The organism is Bradyrhizobium stylosanthis, from assembly GCF_001641335.1.
GTDB lineage: Bacteria > Pseudomonadota > Alphaproteobacteria > Rhizobiales > Xanthobacteraceae > Bradyrhizobium > Bradyrhizobium stylosanthis.
Genome location: NZ_LVEM01000002.1, coordinates 274,574 through 291,995, shown reverse-complemented (window position 1 = coordinate 291,995; position 17,422 = coordinate 274,574). Strand labels below are relative to the sequence as shown.

The following is a 17,422-nucleotide window of genomic DNA, read 5'->3' as shown; positions in this document are numbered from 1 at the left end:
CTGAAAGGCCGGCGACACGTGAGAACATCGGAAGACCGCTCATTCCTCGTCTTGCTTGCGGCAATCTCCGTCGCGTTCGGCTGGCTGCTTTGGCCGTTCTCCGGCGCATTGCTGTGGGCCATGCTGCTGGCGATCATCTTCGCGCCACTCCATCGACGGTGCCTGGAAACGCTTCCCGAATGGCGCAACCTCGCTGCACTCTCCATCGTCCTCGTCGTAGTCGTCATGGTCCTGATTCCCGTGGCCGTCGTCATCGCCTCGCTCGTCGATCAGGGAGGAGAGCTGTACCAGCGCGTTCAGACCGGGGAGATCAGTATCGCTCACCCCCTGCAGCAACTGAAATCCGCGCTGCCTGACTGGGCGACTTCCATCTCAGACCGCCTGGCCGGCATCGATCTTTCGACCCTGAAGGAGCGCCTCTCGGGTCTGGTTGTCCCGGCCGGCCAACAGCTGGCCGGGCATGCGCTCAACATCGGTCAGTTGACCGTGGAGTTCGCCGCAAGCCTGCTCGTCATGCTGTACCTGCTGTTCTTTTTCCTGCGCGACGGCGACGAGCTGAACGCACGCATCCGCGCCGCGCTGCCGCTGCGGGCGAGCCACACCGCCGAGCTCCTGAATGCGTTCACCCTCTCGGTTCGCGGGACGATCAAGGGGATCATCCTCGTTGCACTGATCCAGGGAGCGCTTGGCGGGCTGATCTTCTGGCTGCTCGGCCTGACTGCGCCGCTGCTGGCCGGCGCAATCATGGCGCTGCTCTCGCTTCTGCCCGTGCTCGGCTCCGCCCTGGTCTGGATGCCGGTCGGCCTCTATTTGCTCGTGGCAGGCGCAGTCACGAAGGGAATCATCCTGCTCGCGTTCGGCACCTTCGTGATCGGTCTTGCCGACAACTTTTTGCGCCCTGTCCTGGTCGGCCAGTCGATCCGGATGCCAAGCTATGTCGTGCTGCTCGCCACCCTGGGCGGGCTTGCGACGTTCGGCGCGAACGGATTCGTCATTGGCCCGCTCGTCGCCGCCATGTTTCTGGCGGCGTGGCACATCTTCGTTAGCGCGAAAGAGCGGAGTTGACCCGCCGCGTGGGGTGACGGGCCCCCTGGAGCGCTCGCGCTTACAGACGCCTGAGCGCCACGCTCTCCACCACGTGATCAGCGCCCTTCTTCAGGATCAGCGTCGCGCGGGGGCGGGTGGGCAGGATGTTGTCCTCGAGATTGGCGAGGTTGGTGCGTTCCCAGATCGCGGTCGCCGTCGCCGTCGCTTCCTCGTCCGAGAGCAGCGCGTACCGGTTGAAGTAGGATTTTGGATTGGTGAACGCGGTGTCGCGCAGCGCCAGGAAGCGCTTGATGTACCAGCGCCGCAGCGCCGCCTCGTCGGCATCGATATAGACCGAGAAGTCGAAGAAGTCGGAGACGACAGGCACCGCCTTGCCGTCGCGCGGCAGCTTGCCGGTCTGCAGGACGTTGACGCCTTCGACGATCAGGATGTCGGGCTGGTCGACCTCGGCCCACTGCCCCGGCACGATGTCGTAGGTCAGATGCGAATAAACGGGCGCGCGGACGTGGCGCCGTCCCGACTTGATGTCGGAGAGGAAGCTCAGCAGCAGCGGCAGATCGTAGCTTTCGGGAAAGCCCTTCTTCTGCATGATGCCCTGCCGGTCGAGCACCGCGTTGGGATAGAGGAATCCGTCGGTGGTGATCAGCTCGACCTTCGGGCGCGGCGACCAGCGCGCCAGCAGCGCCTGCAGCACGCGGGCCGTGGTGGACTTTCCGACCGCAACCGAGCCGGCGACGCCGATGATGTAGGGCACCTTGCGGTCGCGGATATTGAGGAACTGGCGCTCGGAATAATACAGCCGCTGCATCGCATCGACATAGATCGAGAGCAGGCGCGACAACGGAAGATAGATGTCCTCGACCTCCTGCAGGTCGAGGCGGTCGTGCAGCGAGCGCAGCCGGTCGAACTCGCCCGGCTCCAGCGTCATCGGCGTGTCGTCGCGCAGACGCGACCATTCCTCGCGCGTATAGATGCGGTACGGATTATATTGCTGCTCGGGTGCGCGGACATCCATGACGCGACTCTCCACCTCGGCTAGCTGCCGCTCTTGCGCGACGCTTTCTCTTCCAACCCAGACATGTTCGTCCGCTTGTCCAGCGCGGCTTCGACCTCTTCCAGCTTTACGCCGCGGGCCTTGAGCAGGACAAGGAAATGATAGAGCAGGTCGGCACTTTCGGCGATCAGATGCGCGCGATCGTTTTCGACTGCTGCGATTACGGTTTCGACTGCTTCCTCGCCGAACTTTTTGGCGCAATGCTCGGCGCCCTTGTCGAGGAGCTTGCGGGTATAGGAGGCCTCGCCACCGGACGCCGCGCGGGCGTCAATGGTCTCGGCCAGGTCGTGGATCGTGAAACGCGGCATAGAGAGCACTCAAAACACGTCCGGCTGAACGAGCCGGTCCCACCGGCCTGTGTAGCATTTTTATGAAGCGGAGTCGTCAGGCATCCAGGCGCATGGGCAGCCCGCGCCGGGACATGTGCTCCTTGGCTTCGCGGATGGTGAATTCCCCGAAGTGGAAGATCGAGGCGGCCAGCACGGCCGTGGCGTGGCCGTCGCGGATACCGTCGACGAGGTGGTCGAGGTTGCCGACGCCGCCCGAGGCGATCACCGGAACGGGAACGCTATCGGCGATCGCCCGGGTCAGCGGGATGTCGAAGCCCTGGCGGGTGCCGTCGCGGTCCATCGAGGTGAGCAGGATTTCACCGGCGCCGAGCGAGACAACCTCCTGGGCGTATTCGATGGCGTCGATGCCCGTGGAGTTGCGGCCGCCGTGGGTGAAGATTTCCCAGCGGTCGCCGCCCGGGCGCTTCACCCGCTTGGCGTCGATCGCGACCACGACGCACTGCTCGCCGAACTTTTCAGCAGCTTCCTTGACGAACTCGCGCCGCGACACCGCGGCGCTGTTGATCGAGACCTTGTCGGCGCCGGCACGCAGCAGCGTCTTGATGTCGTCCACCTTGCGCACGCCGCCGCCGACGGTGACGGGCATGAAGCAAGCCTCGGCCGTGCGCCGGACCACGTCCAGCATGATGCCGCGGTTCTCGTGGGTCGCGGTGATGTCGAGGAAGGTGAGCTCGTCCGCGCCGGCGGCGTCATAAGCGATCGCAGCTTCGACGGGATCGCCGGCATCCCTGAGATCGACGAAGTTGACGCCCTTGACGACCCGGCCGTCCTTGACGTCGAGGCAGGGGATCACGCGCACCTTGAACATGTGTCAGCTCCCGGGCGCGCGCGCGTTGCGGATCAGGGTGAGGGCGGCGGCGGGATCGAGCCGGCCGTCGTAAAGCGCGCGGCCGGCAATGGCGCCGGCGAGCTTTTTCGCGCGCGGGGTCAGCATCGCCTTGACGTCCTCGATCGAGGCGAGCCCGCCGGAGGCGATCACGGGGATCGAGATGGCGTCGGCGAGCGCAATGGTCGCATCGAGATTCAGCCCCTTGAGCAGGCCATCGCGCGCAATGTCGGTGAAGATGATGGCGGCAACGCCGGCATCCTCGAATCGCTTGGCGATCTCCAGTACCGTGACCTGCGAGGTCTCGGCCCAGCCTTCGACTGCGACCTTGCCGTCGCGCGCGTCGAGCCCGACCGCAACGCGGCCGGGAAACTTTTTCGCCGCGGACTTCACCAGTTCAGGGTCGCGCACCGCGGCGGTGCCGATGATGACGCGGGTGATGCCCTTGTCGAGCCAGGCTTCGACGGTCTTGAGATCGCGAATGCCGCCGCCGAGCTGCACCGGTATCTTGATCGTCTTCAGCATCGCCTCGACGGCCTCGGCGTTCACCGGCTTGCCGGCGAAGGCACCGTCGAGATCGACGACGTGGAGATACTCAAATCCCTGCTCGACGAAACTCTGCGCCTGGGCTGCGGGATTGAGGTTGAACACGGTCGCGCGCGCCATGTCGCCTTGCTCGAGGCGCACGCATTGGCCGTTCTTGAGGTCGATCGCAGGAAAGAGAATCACGGTTTCCATCGCAGGAAGTTCGAGATCAGGGCCAAACCGAAACGCTGGCTCTTCTCGGGGTGGAATTGAGTGCCGATTGCAGTGTCCTTCGCGACGATCGCGGTGACAGGCCCGCCGTAGTCGGCACGCGCCAGCACATCCGCCTCGCTGGCGGGATTGAGGTGGTAGGAGTGCACGAAATAGGCGTGCTGGCCCTTGGGACCGAGCGGCAGCCTGTTCAGAACCGGATGCTCGCGCAGCACTTCGAGCGTGTTCCAGCCCATGTGCGGGATCTTCAGGCTTTCGTCGCGCGGCGTGATCTTCTCGACGTCGCCACCGATCCAGTTCAGGCCCTCGGTGATGACGTGCTCCTTGCCGCGGCTTGCCATCAATTGCATGCCGACGCAGATGCCGAAGAACGGCCGCGCCTTGACGCGCACCGCTTCGGTGATCGCCTCGACCATGCCGTTGACCGAGTCGAGCCCGCGCCGGCAATCGGCGAAGGCACCGACACCCGGCAGCACCAGGCGGTCGGCCTCATAGGCCTGGTCCGGATCGCTGGTGACGAAGACCTTTTGCGGATCTTCCAGGCTGCGCGCGGCGCGCTCGAAGGCTTTCGCGGCGGAATGCAGGTTACCGGAACCGTAATCGATGATGGCGACGCTCATCTTGACCCTCCCGGTTCTGGAAACAATCCAATGATGCCGCCGGCCGGAATCGGCGGCGGGTTCGAAAACTGCTGGCCCGGCGTGCCGCGGGTCGGCGGCGGACCGCCGCGGTCGACGGCCCATTGATCGTTGACGATGCCGTGCTGCTTCTGGCTCCAGCGCTCGAAGAAACGGCGCTCGGCGGTGTCATGGTCGTCGGCGACGACGATGTCGAGCTGCCGCCACTTGCCGCGCGACAGCGTCCAGCGCCGCAGGCTGGAGGCCTCGAGGCCCATCAGCAGCGCGATGACGATATCGGCGAAGAAGATCGAGCTGCGGCCGATGCCGAGGCTGGAGAGGCCGGCATGGAAGGCGGCCATGAAGATCAGCCAGCCGATCAGCACCAGCCACAGCCGGTTCCACAGCAGCCAGAACGGGCCGAAGATCATCGCCCAGAAATGGAAGCCGTCGCGCACGAAGACGAATTTGTCGGTCGCGCGCAGATCGGCGCCGCCAGGGAAGGGAGCATGAACTGTGTAGACAGGCATGGTGATGCCCCGCTCTCTAAATTCAGTGATGCCGCCGGCGTCGTACGCCGCAAGACGAAGATGTCAGCCGCCGAGCGAGCCCTTGGTGGACGGGATTTCGCCCGCCGCCTTCGGATCGATCGCAACGGCGGTGCGCAGCGCCCGCGCCAGACCCTTGAAGCAGGACTCGGCGATATGATGGCTGTTATCGCCATATAGGGTCTCGACGTGCAGAGTCACGCCGGCGTTGATGGCGAAGGCCTGGAACCACTCGCGCACCAGTTCGGTGTCGAACTCACCGATCTTGTCGCGGGGGAAGTCGGCCTTGAACACCAGGAACGGGCGGCCCGAAATGTCGATGACCACGCGCGACAGGGTCTCGTCCATGGGCATGTGCACGCCGGCATAGCGGGTGATGCCCGCCATGTTGCCGAGCGCCTGCTTGATCGCCTGGCCGAGCGCGATGCCGGTGTCTTCGGTGGTATGGTGATAGTCAATGTGCAGGTCGCCCACCGCCTTGACCGTCAGGTCGATGCGGGAATGGCGGGCGAGGAGATCGAGCATATGGTCGAAAAAGCCGATGCCGGTCGCGATATTGGCCACGCCGGTGCCATCGAGGTTCACGGAGACCTCGATGTCGGTTTCCTTGGTCTTGCGCTTGATCGTCGCGGTGCGCATTGAAAGCTGGCTTTCACCTTCGTTTGAGCCTGACCCTCTCGGAAAACCGGTACCCACTTTTCCGGGTCATGCTCGGAGCCGAAAACGCCAGTCTATTAACAGCCAAATGACACCTTCGCTACTGCGGGAACGGCTGGCGGGGCCTCTACTTCTGCCTATGGTGAGCGAAATTCGGCCCGGAACGGCCCGTTGTGCGCCCGGCTCCGACCGCCTAAATCAGGCCGGACAACGAGGTATTTCATGCAGGATTCCCAGAACAGCTCCCCCGGCTGGCACGGCACCACGATTTTGACGGTCCGCAAGGACGGCAGGGTGGTGATCGGCGGCGACGGCCAGGTTTCGATCGGCCAGACCGTGATCAAGTCCAACGCCAAAAAGGTCCGCAAGCTCGGCAAGGGCGACGTGATCGGCGGCTTCGCCGGCGCCACGGCCGACGCCTTCACCCTGTTTGAACGGCTGGAGAGCAAGCTCGAGCAGTATCCGGGGCAGCTGACCCGGGCCGCCGTGGAGCTCGCCAAGGACTGGCGCACCGACCGTTACCTGCGGCGGCTGGAGGCCATGATGATCGTGGCCGACAAGGACGTCTCGCTGGTCCTGACCGGCACCGGCGACGTGCTCGAGCCCGAGGCCGGTGTCATGGCGATCGGCTCCGGCGGCAATTACGCGCTGGCGGCCGCCCGGGCCCTGCTCGACACCGACAAGGACGCCGAAACCATCGTCCGCCGCTCCCTCGACATCGCCGCCGACATCTGCGTCTACACCAACCGCAACCTGACCATCGAGAGCCTGGCGAGCGGCTAGGCCATGGCGGCCGCCTGCACCTTCAGCCCGATGACAGCGGCCGACCTGCCGCTGATCCGGCGGTGGCTGGGTGAGGCGCATGTACGGGAATGGTGGGGCGACCCGGACGAGCAGTTCGCGCTCGTCAGCGGCGACCTCGCCGAGCCGTCGATGGACCAGTTCATCGTGTTGTCCGGCGACAAGCCCTTCGGCTATCTTCAGTGCTACCGCCTGACCGCCTGGAATACGGGCTTCGGGCCGCAACCGGGGGGCACGCGTGGGATCGACCAGTTCATCGGCGAGAGCGACATGATCGGGCGCGGTCACGGCTCGGCGTTCATCCGCCAGTTTGTCGATGAGGGCTTCCGGCACGGCCTGCCGCGCATGGTCACCGATCCCGACCCGCTCAATGCGCGAGCGCTGCGCGCCTACGAGAAAGCCGGCTTCGTCCGCGACCGCATGGTCGAGACGCCGGACGGGCCGGCCTTGTTGATGGTGCGCGAACCATGACGCTGGTTCACGCACGCGAGAGCAAGGCCGCGTTTCCACCGCTCGGCTGGGCCGGCATCGCGCTGTCGTTGCTGGCGCTGCAGGCCGTGATCCTGTTCGCGATGGGGCGCGTGCCGATCTGCACCTGCGGCTACGTTAAGCTCTGGCACGGCGTGGTGAACAGCTCGGAGAATTCGCAGCACATCGCCGACTGGTACACCTTCTCGCACATCCTGCACGGCTTCCTGTTCTACGGCCTGACCTGGCTGCTGTTCGCGCGGCTGCCGTTCCTGCCTCTGTCCTGGCCCGCCCGTCTGATCATCGCGATGCTGATCGAGGGCGCCTGGGAGATCGTCGAGAACTCGCCCTTCATCATCGAGCGCTACCGCGCCGGCACGATCTCGCTGGACTATTTCGGCGACAGCATCGTCAATTCGGTTTCGGACAATCTGGCCATGATGCTCGGGTTCCTCGCCGCGCGCGTGCTGCCGGTGTCGGTGACCGTCCTGCTGGGCCTCGCCTTCGAGATCATGCTGGCGCTCCATATTCGCGACAATCTGACGCTGAATATCCTGATGCTGATCCATCCGATCGACGCCGTGAAACAATGGCAATCGGGTCCGCCGATCATCTGACGGCCGAAAAAAGCGGCTTGTCCCGGCCCGCATCTGACCCTAGCTAAGGTCCCATGACAGACTTCTCTCCCCGCGAAATCGTTTCCGAACTCGACCGTTTCATCGTCGGCCAGGGTGACGCCAAGCGCGCCGTCTCGATCGCGCTGCGCAACCGCTGGCGCCGGCAGCAGCTCGAAGGCTCCCTGCGCGAAGAGGTGCTGCCGAAGAACATCCTGATGATCGGGCCGACCGGCGTCGGCAAGACCGAGATCGCGCGGCGTCTGGCCAAGCTCGCGAACGCGCCGTTCCTGAAGGTGGAAGCGACCAAATTCACCGAGGTCGGCTATGTCGGCCGCGACGTCGAGCAGATCGTGCGCGATCTCGTCGAGGTCGCGATCGCCCAGGTGCGCGAGAAGAAGCGCAAGGACGTGCAGGCGCGCGCGCAGCTCGCCGCCGAGGAGCGCGTGCTCGACGCGCTGGTCGGCGCCAATTCCAGCTCGGCGACGCGGGAATCCTTCCGCAAGAAGCTGCGCGCGGGCGAGCTCAACGACAAGGAAATCGAGATCGAGACGCAATCCTCCGGCGGCGGCATGCCGATGTTCGAGATCCCGGGCATGCCGGGCGCGCAGATGGGCGCGATCTCGATCGGCGACATCTTCGGCAAGCTGGGCGGCCGCAGCAAGACGCGGCGACTGACGGTGGAAGGCTCGCACGAGATCCTCGTCAACGAGGAATCCGACAAGCTGCTGGACACCGAGCAGCTCACGCTCGAGGCGATCAGCGCGGTCGAGAACAACGGCATCGTGTTCCTCGACGAGATCGACAAGATCTGCGCGCGCGAAGGCCGTGCCGCCGGCGACGTCTCGCGCGAGGGCGTGCAGCGCGACCTGCTGCCGCTGATCGAGGGCACCACGGTCTCGACCAAGCACGGCGCGGTGAAGACCGACCACATCCTGTTCATCGCCTCCGGCGCCTTCCACGTCGCAAAGCCCTCCGACCTGCTGCCGGAATTGCAGGGCCGCCTGCCGATCCGCGTCGAGCTGCAGGCGCTCACCCGCGACGACATGCGCCGCATCCTGACCGAGCCCGAGGCGTCGCTGATCAAGCAATATGTCGCCCTGCTGCAGACCGAGGGCGTGGCCCTCGACATCACCGACAGTGCCATCGATGCGCTGGCCGACGTCGCGGTCGCCGTCAATTCCACCGTCGAGAACATCGGCGCGCGGCGGCTCCAGACCGTGATGGAGCGGGTGCTGGACGAGATCTCCTTCACCGCCCCCGACCGCAGCGGCGAGACCATTCGGGTCGATGCCGATTACGTGCAGAAGCACGTCGGCGACCTCGCCAAGAACGCGGACCTGAGCCGGTTTATTTTGTAGTTCACCAAGGCCGCGCTATTCATTCCAGCGTCGTCCCGGCCTAGTGCGCGATTGCGCACGGGGGCCGGGACCCATACTCACCGGCGGTCCTTGGTGGAAATGAAAGCGGCGCCAGCGTTGCCTAAAAACAGACATTTGTGGCTATGGGTCCCGGCCTGCGCCGGGACGACACCGGAGTTTGACGCGCCGCGGGTGCCACGTGCTCGCTGATCTCCGCAAAAACCCTTGGCGCCTGCTGCTCGCGATCAACGCCGCTGTCATCGCGGGCGTATTCGTTCACAAGATCCAGCTGCCGCCTTACGTCCCCTACATCCATCTCCTCGTCGACTACCATCTCGGCTTCATCAAGCGCGCGCTGATCGGGGCAGTCGTCGCGCTGTTCACCGACAAGGTGCCGGTCTGGCTGGTGTTCGCGCTCGGCGGCGCGGCGTGGCTGGTGACGCTGGGGCTCTACACAAAACTATTCCAGAGGACGTTCGGCTTCACCGCGAGGACGCTGCCGCTGTTCGTCTTCACCGCGGGCTCGCCGTTCTTCCTCAAGAACTTCATGCACACGCTCGGCCATTTCGACATCTATGGCTGCGCGCTGGCGATCGTCCTGCTCCTGATGCCGGCGGGCTCGTTGCTGTTCGTGGCGACGGCAGCGGTGTTCTCGATCGCGCTCGTGCTGATCCACCACATCCATCTGCTGATGTACGTGCCGACCATCATCACCATCGTCGTGATCCGGCATTATCTCACCCACGGCTGCCATCGCGGCAATGTCGCATTCGGCGTGATCGCCCTCGCCATCGTCGCCGCGCTGTTCTTCGCCGCGCAATTTTTGGGAACGATGCCGATTCCCGAGGCGGACTTCGTGGCCTATCTGAAGACCCGGATGGCCGATCCGTCGCGGATCGATCTCTTGCAATTCGCCTACATCTGGTACCAGCCGCTGGCGAAGGAGATTGCGGACACCTGGGGCCGCCTGCCGCACAACATCCTCGGCGTGCCCGTGTTCGCACTGCTGGTCTGGCTGCACACGCCGCTCTGGCGCGTCTTCGCGAACCTGATCGGCGCGCTCAAAAGCGAGACGCACCGCCGCCTTGTCATCGCCGCGCTAGCAGGCGTCAGCCTCGCCTATCTCGTGATGTTCGCAATGGTGTTCGACTATTCGCGCTGGATCTCGAACTGGGCGGTCTGCATGATCCTGATCCTGCATGCGGTGAAGATGCTGCCGGCCGCGCGGGAGACGGCATTGATTCCGGCGGAAGATCAGAAGACCAACATCTTCGGCCTGGTCGTCACGCTGATCCCGCGCGTCGGGATCGTCCGGCCGTTTTGACTAGGCATGATCTGATCGGGAAACCGGTGCCCACTTTCCCGGATCATGCTCGCTAAAACCTCGCCCTGCGAATCCGCACATACAGCGCGCCCTCGCCGCCATGGCCGATATGGGCGGTCTCGAAGCCGACCACGAAGGCGCGGAATTCGGGCAGGCTGAGCCATTCCGGCACCTGGCGGCGCAGCACGCCGCTTTCGCCGCCGCTCCTGCCCTTGCCGGTAATGACGAGCACGAAGGTCAGGCCGTCATGATGGGCGCGGTGCAGGAAAACGGTCAGCGCACGATGGGCGCGCATCTGGGTCATGCCGTGCAGATCGAGCCGCGCCTCGATCTCGCTGCGGCCGCGCGACAGTTTCGTGCGCTCGCGCTTGCCGAGCGGCGCCAGCGGCGGGACCGCCGGCTTTGCGACACGCGGCGCCGGCGCGGCGGCAACGGGCCTCACCGGCTGCGATGGCCGGCTCGCCTGTGCCACGGGCGAAGGCCCGGCAGGCGGGGCGGCATGCGCCTTCGCCACGCGATGCTTCCTGAGCGGCTTGACCTGTTTGGCGACAAGGTCCCACAGCGCGCGCTCCTCCTCGCTCAGCGCGCGGCGGCGCGGCGAGGGGCGAGGCTCCAGCACGGGCGGACGGGACGAGCGTTTCATTGCTGCCGATGGGAACGGTTCTTCACTGGCCGGCGCGGCTCGCGCGCGGGCTCGATCGCGGGACGCGGCACCGGTAGCGGGACAGGACCGGCGGTGGCAACCGTTTCGTTCTTGCCCGGCGCCGCGGCGGCAGCAGGCGTCCCCGCCTTGCCCAGGTCTGTTTGCGGAAACAGCTTTGCGATCTTCTCCGAGGGCCTGGGGTCCGGCACCGGCAACTTCGCGGCACGCATGCTGGGATCGAGGCCTTTCGGCACCAGCATGACAAAGTGCATGGGGTGGCGCAGCCGCCCGGAGACGCGGCCGGCTTCCTGCCCGGCACCGAAATAGAGATCGGCGCGCGCGGGACCGATGATGGCCGAGCCGGTGTCCTGCGCGATCATCAACCGGTGGAACGGCGTCTTCGAGCGCTCGGAGTCGATCGGCAGCTCACCCTCGATGAAGAACGGCGTGCCGTAGACGTGCAGCGCCTTGTCCACCGCGATCGAGCGGCCGGCCGTGAGCGGAATGCCCTGAGCGCCCACCGCCTCGTCCTTGTCGGAGAGATTGACCTCGCGGAAGAAGATGTACGAGCGGTTCTGCCGGCGCAGCTCCTTGGCGCCGTCAGGATTCTGCGCCATCCACTCCCGGATCCTCTGCATCGACATCTCTTCCTTCGGAACGATGCCGCGCTCGATCAGGACACGCCCGACGGCGGTGTAGGGATAGCCATTGTAGGCGTCGTAGTTCAGGCGGACCACGCCGCCGTCGTCGAACTTGATCCGCGCCGAGCCCTGGATCTGCGCGAACAGCAGGTCGGTCGGGTCCTTCAGCCAGGCGATCTCCAGCCCGCGCCCTGCGATCTTGCCGTCCTCGATCTCGCCGCGGTCGTAATAGGGCACCAGCTTGCGGCGGCCGATCTTGCGATAGACCGGACCCTTGTTGGGCAGACTGACGGAGTCCTGCTTGTAGCCGCGCACGAACAGGTTCGAGGGCCGGCGATAGACCGGGACATTGAAAACGTCGGTCTGCGTCCGCGACCCCTCCAGCACCGGCTCGTAATAGCCGGTGACGAAGCCGTCGGGCTCGCCGAGGCGCGAGATGCGCAGCGGCGCGAAATTCTCCTCGAAGAAGGTTTTTGCCTTGGCGTCGTCACTGAGCTCGAGCGTTTTGGCGACCCGGCACGGTTCGCTCAACGAACCGCCAAGCGCCTTCGGCTCGGACGCGCCGGTTTGCCCATTGATCGACTTGCAGCTGGCGCGAAATGTCTTGTAGGCCGCGAGATGATTGTCGTCGCTCCAGCCTTTTACGTCGGTCCAGGCCAGCGGCAGATATTGCGCGCCTGAAATCTCGAACGGCAGGGGGAGCTGCGGATAGGGCAAGGCCCGCGGCGGTGCGGCCGGCACTTGCGGGATGTGGTGATGATGGCCGCGGTAGTGGCGCCGCGCCGCCTCGGCGCCGAGCGAAAACGATGACAGCGCGACGAGGCCCGCACAGAGCGCCGTCGCGCCGTTCTTCAGGAGTATCTTAATTCGCGCTTCCGGTGCCAACCAGCTTCCAGTTCGGATCGCGAGAGGTGGTGTCGCGGGCGAAAGTCCAGATATCGGTGATGTCGGCGACCGTGTCGGCGCTGCCGTCGACGATGTTGCCGGCCTTGTCGCGGGTGGCCGAGATCATCTGCGAAACGAAGCGGATCGTGAGCTGAGCCGTGCGGTCGCGCATCTCGGCGCCGACGAGCTCAGCCTTGTCGATCGAGACGAAACGCGTCTCGGTCTTCTGCTCGTTCTTCTCGCGCTCCTTGATCGCGGCGTCGAAGCTTTCATAGACCTCCGACGACAACAGGTCGCGCAGCGCGCGACGGTCGCCGTTGGCGAAGGCCAGCACGATCATCTCGTAGGCGCCGCGAGCGCCGGAGATGAAATGGCGGGGGTCGAAGGTGGAATCCTTTTCGACGATGGCATCGAGACCCTGCGCCAGCGCCGTGCCCGGCTCGGTCAGGCCCTTCCAGCGATCGGACGGCGGGGTCGGCTCGGCCGTCGGCGCCAGCGGAGCCTGATCGATCACCTTGCCCGGCATGGTCACGACGTTGTTGTCCTGGGCACCCCCCAGCGCATTGCGCGCGGCGGTGCGGTCGAACGGCGGCCGCTCGTTGCCGGTGCGCTGCCCCAGCACGCTGCGCAGCCTCAGAAAGATGAAGACCGCCAACGCCAGGAAGATGATGGTGTAGATGTCCACGTCGTATTCGCTTTCTGGTCTTCTCTAGAAGGGTCGTCGCCGGGAAAATCGTTCCGGCCAGTAGACCGTTCCATACGGGAACGGCAAGTCTACATCACCATTTTGGGTGCCGCGCGTCTGGTCCGTGGGATGTAGGCACGAAATCTTGCCCGGCCAATGGCGCCTTTTGGCACAGCGCCGAGTGTAGCGCGTTTTATGCTTAAGGGGAAACCCGATCCTGCCCGGAAATCGCGCATCTTCAATCGTTTACCGCGCGATTTGGCCGGAGGCCGGGGTGAACGTCACAGTTGTGGGCCCGGCCCGGATACCCGATCCGGGACCGTTCGTCCTTGTGGAATGAGGCAGCCCTATGTTAGCCAACCGCCGCGAAATTCAGCCCCAATCGGGTAAGGAGACACTTCGATGACCAACGGTAACGGCACCCCTCCCGAGGCGGCTCAGGCTCCCCAGCTCAACGTGCTGGCGCAGTATACCAAGGACCTCTCGTTCGAGAATCCGAACGCCCCGAGCTCGCTGCAGCAGCAGGGCCAGCCGCCCCAGATCAACATCCAGATCAATGTCGGCGCCAATAACCTCAGTGAGCAGGAATTCGAGGTGACGCTGTCGGTCGAGGGCAAGGCCGAGACCGCCGGTAAGGTGATGTTCTCGTTCGAGCTTGCCTATGCCGGCGTGTTCCGCATCGTCAACGTGCCGAAGGAGAACCTGCACCCGCTGGTCATGATCGAGTGCCCGCGCCTGCTGTTCCCGTTCGCCCGCGAGATCATCGCCACGGCCGTGCGTGACGGCGGGTTCCCGCCGCTGATGCTGGACCCGGTCGATTTCGTCGGTCTCTATCGCCAGAACATGGAGCGGCAAATGGCCGCTCAGGGTGGCCAGACCGGCCAGGCCTGATCTTCAAGCCCGACTTTACGGGCTTAACCAGCCGGAGGGGCGACTGGAGGCGGGAGATACTCGTTCCAGATCGCCTTTTCGCCCATCGTCGCGATGAAGGCCCGATGGGCCTCCCGCTCGGCATCTGATACCCGCGGCGCGAGTGGCACCGAACGCTGCCGCCGCGGCGCATCGCCGGCGGCATTGACGCGAATCTCTTCGCTGTCCGAAGCCAGCAGCAATTGCGACTGCCGCGCGCCCACCAGATCGACATAGACTTCCGCAAGCAGCTCGGCGTCGAGCAGCGCGCCGTGCTTGGTGCGGTGTGAATTGTCGATCGAATAGCGCGAGCAGAGATCGTCGAGCCGGTTCGACACGCCGGGATGCTTGCGGCGGGCCAGCAGCAGCGTATCGACCAGCCGCTCGCGCGGGATCGCCGCGCGCTTGATCTTGTCGAGCTCGGCATTGATGAAGCTGATGTCGAACGAGGCGTTGTGGATCACCAGCGGCGCATCGCCGATGAACCCCAGGAACGCGTCGACAACCTCGTGGAACAGCGGCTTGGTCGACAGGAACTCGGCCGACAGCCCGTGCACGGCGAAGGCTTCCGCCGGCATGTCCCGCTCGGGGTTGATATAGACGTGATAGGTCTGTCCCGTCGGCATGCGGTTGAAGATCTCGACGCAGCCGATTTCGACCAGACGATCGCCGCGGAGCGGATCGAGGCCGGTGGTTTCGGTGTCGAGAACGATTTCGCGCATGATCCCGGGGAGAAATGAGAGTCTCGTGTGAGACGGCGAATCAGGCTCGCCGCTGCGGCATCTTAACGACCTCGGCCAGGATGTCCTTGATTTGGGCGCGCACCGGCTCAAGTCCGTGTGAGGTATCCACCACGAAATCGGCCCGCTTGCGCTTCTCGGCATCGGGCGTCTGCTTGGCGATGATGGCATCGAGCTTGGCCTCGTCCATCGTGCCGCGCACCAGTACGCGCTCGCGCTGAAGTTCCGGCGAGGTCGAGACGACAACGACCGCATCGACCCGCTTCTCACCGCCGGTCTCGAACAGCAGCGGAATATCCAGGACCACGACCGGCGCCTTGGCGGCTTCCGCATCGGCAAAAAATTTCTGCCGGGAGGCACCGAGCATCGGATGCACGATCTGCTCGAGCTGCTTGATCGCGGCGGGATCGTGCACCACGCGCGCCGACAGCTTGGGACGATCGACCTTGCCGTTCTCGGTGGTACCGGGGAAGGCCGCCTCAATCGCCGGCGCCGCTTCGCCCTCGTAGAGCTGATGGACGGCGGCGTCGGCGTCGTAGACGGGCACGCCGGCCTCCGCGAACAATTTCGCGGTGGTGGATTTGCCCATTCCGATCGAGCCGGTCAGTCCGAGGATCCGCATCAAGCCACAGCCTTCTCTCGCATCTACACCGCAATTAGCTGTTCGCTGCGCAGGAACGCAAGCAGCGGCAGCAGCGGCAGGCCGAGAATGGTGAAATGGTCGCCCTCGATGCGCTCGAACAGATGGATGCCGAAGCCCTCGAGCTGATAGGCGCCGACGCTTTTGGTCACGGCGTCGCCGGCGGCGTCGAGATAGGCCGACAGCTCGGCCTCGCTCATCCGCCGCATGGTCATGCGCGCCACCGACACATCCTCGAAGACGATCTTGCCGTCCTTCGCCACGGCGACCGCGGAATTCAGCTCGTGGCTGTTGCCGGCGAGATCGCGCAGTTGCGCCAGCGCCTGCGCACGGCCGGACGGCTTGTTGAAGAGACGGGTCCCGAGCGCCAGCGTCTGGTCGGCGCCGATCACATAACTTCCAGGATGAAGGGCCGAGACTGCCTTGGCCTTTTCGCGCGCCAGCAGCAGGCCGATCTCGCGCGGGTCCGACAGTTTTGACGCGGCCTGAATGCCGCGCTCGTCGATATCGGCGGTGACGGCTTCGAATTCCAGTCCCGCATTGGCGAGCAGCATTTTGCGCGCGCTGCTCTGCGAGGCCAGGATCAGCGGAGTTTTGCCGCGCCACAAACCCATCGCAGCTTCTAGTCCAACGGCCGGTTGCGCTGACGGTCGCTATAGAGCTTCATGATCGCCGCTGCGGTTTCCTCGATCGAGCGCCGCGTGACGTCGAGCAGCGGCCAGTCGTGCTTGGCGCTGAGCTTGCGCGCGAACGCGACCTCCTCGGTCACCGATTGCTTGTCGGTATAGGTGTCGCTGCCGGATTCGGCGCCCATCGAGAGCAGGCGGTTCTGGCGGATCTGGATCAGGCGTTCCGGCGTCGCATGCAGGCTCACCACCAGCGGCCGCGTCAGCGTCTCCAGCTGCGCCGGCACGGGAATGCCGGGCACCAGCGGCACGTTGGCGGTGCGGATGCCGCGATTGGCGAGATAGATCGACGTCGGCGTCTTCGAGGTGCGGGACACCCCGACCAGGACCACGTCGGCCTCGTCGAGACCTTCGACATGCTGACCGTCGTCATGGATCATCGTGTAGTTCAAGGCGTCGATGCGCTTGAAATATTCCGCGTTGAGCACGTGCTGGGCGCCGACGCGGCCGGTGGTCGCTGCGCCCAGATAGGCTTCGAACAGCTGCATCACCGGCCCGATGATCGACAGGCTCGGAACATTGATCTGCTTGCACTTGTCCTCGAGCCTGGCGACCAGATCCTTCTCGAGCAGCGTGAACAGCACGATTCCGGGCGCTTCCTCGATCTCGTCGAGCACGCGGTCGAGCTGCTTCTGGCTCCGCACCAGCGGATAGACATGCTCGACCGGCGTCACGTTGGCGTATTGCGCGGCAACGGCCCGCGCGACGGTGATCAGCGTCTCACCGGTGGAGTCGGAGACCAGGTGCAGATGGAAATAATTGTTCGAGGTCGGCACAAAAACTCTTGGGATGAGGGCGGGGCAGTTTGTGGATTTCTGTGGAGCTTAACCCCTCGGAAAGGGATGTGCGACACCAGGGACGGGACAAGTGCCAATTTTCTTCACACCGCTGCCCCTCAGAACAAGTCCGGCGCCTCTCCGGGCGGGAAGCGGGATTGTCCGGATAACCCCTTTGACAAGCTGAAGACAGGCGCACGCAAGCCGTTGAGTCCAGACGACATATCGGAACGGACCGGACCGGCTCGGGACATGTTGACGGATGTGAACAAGCGCGCGCGAACTCGCGGACGGAATTGCGTGAGTCCAATCCACGGTCACTCAGACTCAAACCTTAAGAATCTAAGATTCTAGATTTGAGGAAGGCGCTACGGACGGATATGTGTGCAGTGTG

The 17,422-nt window shown here is 64.8% G+C and carries 21 protein-coding genes; 7 read left to right on the top strand and 14 right to left on the bottom strand.

Annotated elements, in window-relative coordinates; all coding sequences use genetic code 11:
- The first annotated feature begins 18 nt into the window (after nt 1-18).
- A complete protein-coding gene (locus A7X65_RS13285; protein WP_063685401.1) occupies nt 19-1,065 on the top strand; it encodes an AI-2E family transporter in 1,047 nt (348 codons plus the stop codon).
- A 40-nt stretch (nt 1,066-1,105) separates the two neighbouring features.
- Here A7X65_RS13285 and coaA read toward each other — a convergent pair whose 3' ends face one another.
- The 7 genes from coaA to hisB all read right to left on the bottom strand — a co-directional run bounded on the left by coaA (nt 1,106) and on the right by hisB (nt 5,837).
- Nucleotides 1,106-2,062, bottom strand: coding sequence for a type I pantothenate kinase (gene coaA / locus A7X65_RS13280; RefSeq protein WP_063685399.1), 957 nt, complete (start codon nt 2,060-2,062; stop codon nt 1,106-1,108).
- A gap of 20 nt (nt 2,063-2,082) precedes the next feature.
- Entirely contained in the window at nt 2,083-2,409 is a 327-nt protein-coding gene (locus A7X65_RS13275) for a phosphoribosyl-ATP diphosphatase (protein ID WP_061023638.1), read from the bottom strand.
- Nucleotides 2,410-2,485: 76 nt separating this feature from the next.
- Nucleotides 2,486-3,259: an imidazole glycerol phosphate synthase subunit HisF gene (hisF, locus tag A7X65_RS13270; protein WP_063685397.1), complete on the bottom strand. Its 774-nt coding sequence runs from the start codon at nt 3,257-3,259 to the stop codon at nt 2,486-2,488.
- A gap of 3 nt (nt 3,260-3,262) precedes the next feature.
- Nucleotides 3,263-4,006: a 1-(5-phosphoribosyl)-5-[(5-phosphoribosylamino)methylideneamino]imidazole-4-carboxamide isomerase gene (gene hisA, locus A7X65_RS13265; protein ID WP_063687657.1), complete on the bottom strand. Its 744-nt coding sequence runs from the start codon at nt 4,004-4,006 to the stop codon at nt 3,263-3,265.
- Nucleotides 4,003-4,653: an imidazole glycerol phosphate synthase subunit HisH gene (hisH, locus tag A7X65_RS13260; protein WP_063685395.1), complete on the bottom strand. Its 651-nt coding sequence runs from the start codon at nt 4,651-4,653 to the stop codon at nt 4,003-4,005. Before hisH ends, hisA begins: the two co-directional genes overlap by 4 nt.
- The gene (locus tag A7X65_RS13255; RefSeq protein WP_063685393.1) at nt 4,650-5,180 is read right to left on the bottom strand and encodes a DUF2628 domain-containing protein; all 531 of its coding nucleotides are present in this window, start codon (nt 5,178-5,180) and stop codon (nt 4,650-4,652) included. Before A7X65_RS13255 ends, hisH begins: the two co-directional genes overlap by 4 nt.
- A 63-nt stretch (nt 5,181-5,243) precedes the next feature.
- The gene (hisB, locus tag A7X65_RS13250) at nt 5,244-5,837 is read right to left on the bottom strand and encodes an imidazoleglycerol-phosphate dehydratase HisB (RefSeq protein WP_063685391.1); all 594 of its coding nucleotides are present in this window, start codon (nt 5,835-5,837) and stop codon (nt 5,244-5,246) included.
- A gap of 240 nt (nt 5,838-6,077) precedes the next feature.
- Here hisB and hslV point away from each other — a divergent pair, with 240 nt between their 5' ends.
- The 5 genes from hslV (at nt 6,078) to A7X65_RS13225 (ending at nt 10,423) form a co-directional block, all read left to right on the top strand.
- Nucleotides 6,078-6,638, top strand: a complete 561-nt coding sequence (gene hslV / locus A7X65_RS13245; protein WP_063685389.1) for an ATP-dependent protease subunit HslV — start codon at nt 6,078-6,080, stop codon at nt 6,636-6,638.
- A gap of 3 nt (nt 6,639-6,641) precedes the next feature.
- Nucleotides 6,642-7,127: a GNAT family N-acetyltransferase gene (locus A7X65_RS13240; protein WP_063685387.1), complete on the top strand. Its 486-nt coding sequence runs from the start codon at nt 6,642-6,644 to the stop codon at nt 7,125-7,127.
- Entirely contained in the window at nt 7,124-7,741 is a 618-nt protein-coding gene (locus A7X65_RS13235) for a DUF2585 domain-containing protein (protein WP_063685385.1), read from the top strand. Before A7X65_RS13240 ends, A7X65_RS13235 begins: the two co-directional genes overlap by 4 nt.
- 53 nt (nt 7,742-7,794) lie before the next feature.
- Entirely contained in the window at nt 7,795-9,099 is a 1,305-nt protein-coding gene (gene hslU, locus A7X65_RS13230) for an ATP-dependent protease ATPase subunit HslU (RefSeq protein ID WP_063685384.1), read from the top strand.
- Between the two features lie 199 nt (nt 9,100-9,298).
- Nucleotides 9,299-10,423: a hypothetical protein gene (locus A7X65_RS13225; protein WP_063685381.1), complete on the top strand. Its 1,125-nt coding sequence runs from the start codon at nt 9,299-9,301 to the stop codon at nt 10,421-10,423.
- Nucleotides 10,424-10,475: 52 nt separating this feature from the next.
- Here A7X65_RS13225 and A7X65_RS13220 read toward each other — a convergent pair whose 3' ends face one another.
- From A7X65_RS13220 to A7X65_RS13210, 3 genes are read right to left on the bottom strand one after another with little or no spacing between them, the layout of a single operon-like run.
- Nucleotides 10,476-11,066, bottom strand: a complete 591-nt coding sequence (locus A7X65_RS13220) for a Smr/MutS family protein (RefSeq protein ID WP_063685379.1) — start codon at nt 11,064-11,066, stop codon at nt 10,476-10,478.
- Nucleotides 11,063-12,592 carry a murein transglycosylase A gene (gene mltA, locus A7X65_RS13215; protein ID WP_063685377.1) on the bottom strand — a complete coding sequence of 510 codons (1,530 nt, stop codon included), beginning with the start codon at nt 12,590-12,592 and terminating at the stop codon, nt 11,063-11,065. The genes A7X65_RS13220 and mltA overlap by 4 nt, the downstream gene beginning before the upstream one ends.
- Nucleotides 12,570-13,277, bottom strand: a complete 708-nt coding sequence (locus tag A7X65_RS13210; protein ID WP_063685375.1) for a Tim44/TimA family putative adaptor protein — start codon at nt 13,275-13,277, stop codon at nt 12,570-12,572. Before A7X65_RS13210 ends, mltA begins: the two co-directional genes overlap by 23 nt.
- 402 nt (nt 13,278-13,679) lie before the next feature.
- On the opposite strand from A7X65_RS13210, the gene secB reads away from it, so the two are divergent.
- The gene (gene secB, locus A7X65_RS13205) at nt 13,680-14,168 is read left to right on the top strand and encodes a protein-export chaperone SecB (RefSeq protein ID WP_063685373.1); all 489 of its coding nucleotides are present in this window, start codon (nt 13,680-13,682) and stop codon (nt 14,166-14,168) included.
- A 23-nt stretch (nt 14,169-14,191) separates the two neighbouring features.
- Here secB and dnaQ read toward each other — a convergent pair whose 3' ends face one another.
- Genes dnaQ through A7X65_RS13185 form a run of 4 tightly spaced genes read right to left on the bottom strand, consistent with a single transcriptional unit; the run spans nt 14,192 to nt 17,028 of the window.
- The gene (gene dnaQ, locus A7X65_RS13200; protein WP_063685371.1) at nt 14,192-14,908 is read right to left on the bottom strand and encodes a DNA polymerase III subunit epsilon; all 717 of its coding nucleotides are present in this window, start codon (nt 14,906-14,908) and stop codon (nt 14,192-14,194) included.
- Between the two features lie 40 nt (nt 14,909-14,948).
- On the bottom strand, nt 14,949-15,548 hold the full coding sequence (gene coaE / locus A7X65_RS13195) for a dephospho-CoA kinase (protein ID WP_063685369.1): 600 nt from the start codon (nt 15,546-15,548) through the stop codon (nt 14,949-14,951).
- A 23-nt stretch (nt 15,549-15,571) separates the two neighbouring features.
- Nucleotides 15,572-16,180 (bottom strand): Maf family nucleotide pyrophosphatase, encoded by a 609-nt coding sequence (locus tag A7X65_RS13190; protein WP_063685367.1) that lies wholly within the window; start codon nt 16,178-16,180, stop codon nt 15,572-15,574.
- Nucleotides 16,181-16,188: 8 nt separating this feature from the next.
- Nucleotides 16,189-17,028 (bottom strand): pyruvate, water dikinase regulatory protein, encoded by an 840-nt coding sequence (locus A7X65_RS13185; protein ID WP_063685365.1) that lies wholly within the window; start codon nt 17,026-17,028, stop codon nt 16,189-16,191.
- Nucleotides 17,029-17,422 lie beyond the last annotated feature (394 nt).

Bases quoted from the DNA above. Each gene is read 5' to 3' on its own strand.
- coaA (WP_063685399.1), bottom strand. From the start codon at position 2,062: ATGGATGTCCGCGCACCCGAGCAGCAATATAATCCGTACCGCATCTAT.
- A7X65_RS13275 (WP_061023638.1), bottom strand. From the start codon at position 2,409: ATGCCGCGTTTCACGATCCACGACCTGGCCGAGACCATTGACGCCCGC.
- hisF (WP_063685397.1), bottom strand. From the start codon at position 3,259: ATGTTCAAGGTGCGCGTGATCCCCTGCCTCGACGTCAAGGACGGCCGG.
- hisH (WP_063685395.1), bottom strand. From the start codon at position 4,653: ATGAGCGTCGCCATCATCGATTACGGTTCCGGTAACCTGCATTCCGCC.
- A7X65_RS13255 (WP_063685393.1), bottom strand. From the start codon at position 5,180: ATGCCTGTCTACACAGTTCATGCTCCCTTCCCTGGCGGCGCCGATCTG.
- hisB (WP_063685391.1), bottom strand. From the start codon at position 5,837: ATGCGCACCGCGACGATCAAGCGCAAGACCAAGGAAACCGACATCGAG.
- hslV (WP_063685389.1), top strand. From the start codon at position 6,078: ATGCAGGATTCCCAGAACAGCTCCCCCGGCTGGCACGGCACCACGATT.
- A7X65_RS13240 (WP_063685387.1), top strand. From the start codon at position 6,642: ATGGCGGCCGCCTGCACCTTCAGCCCGATGACAGCGGCCGACCTGCCG.
- A7X65_RS13235 (WP_063685385.1), top strand. From the start codon at position 7,124: ATGACGCTGGTTCACGCACGCGAGAGCAAGGCCGCGTTTCCACCGCTC.
- hslU (WP_063685384.1), top strand. From the start codon at position 7,795: ATGACAGACTTCTCTCCCCGCGAAATCGTTTCCGAACTCGACCGTTTC.
- A7X65_RS13220 (WP_063685379.1), bottom strand. From the start codon at position 11,066: ATGAAACGCTCGTCCCGTCCGCCCGTGCTGGAGCCTCGCCCCTCGCCG.
- secB (WP_063685373.1), top strand. From the start codon at position 13,680: ATGACCAACGGTAACGGCACCCCTCCCGAGGCGGCTCAGGCTCCCCAG.
- dnaQ (WP_063685371.1), bottom strand. From the start codon at position 14,908: ATGCGCGAAATCGTTCTCGACACCGAAACCACCGGCCTCGATCCGCTC.
- coaE (WP_063685369.1), bottom strand. From the start codon at position 15,548: ATGCGGATCCTCGGACTGACCGGCTCGATCGGAATGGGCAAATCCACC.
- A7X65_RS13190 (WP_063685367.1), bottom strand. From the start codon at position 16,180: ATGGGTTTGTGGCGCGGCAAAACTCCGCTGATCCTGGCCTCGCAGAGC.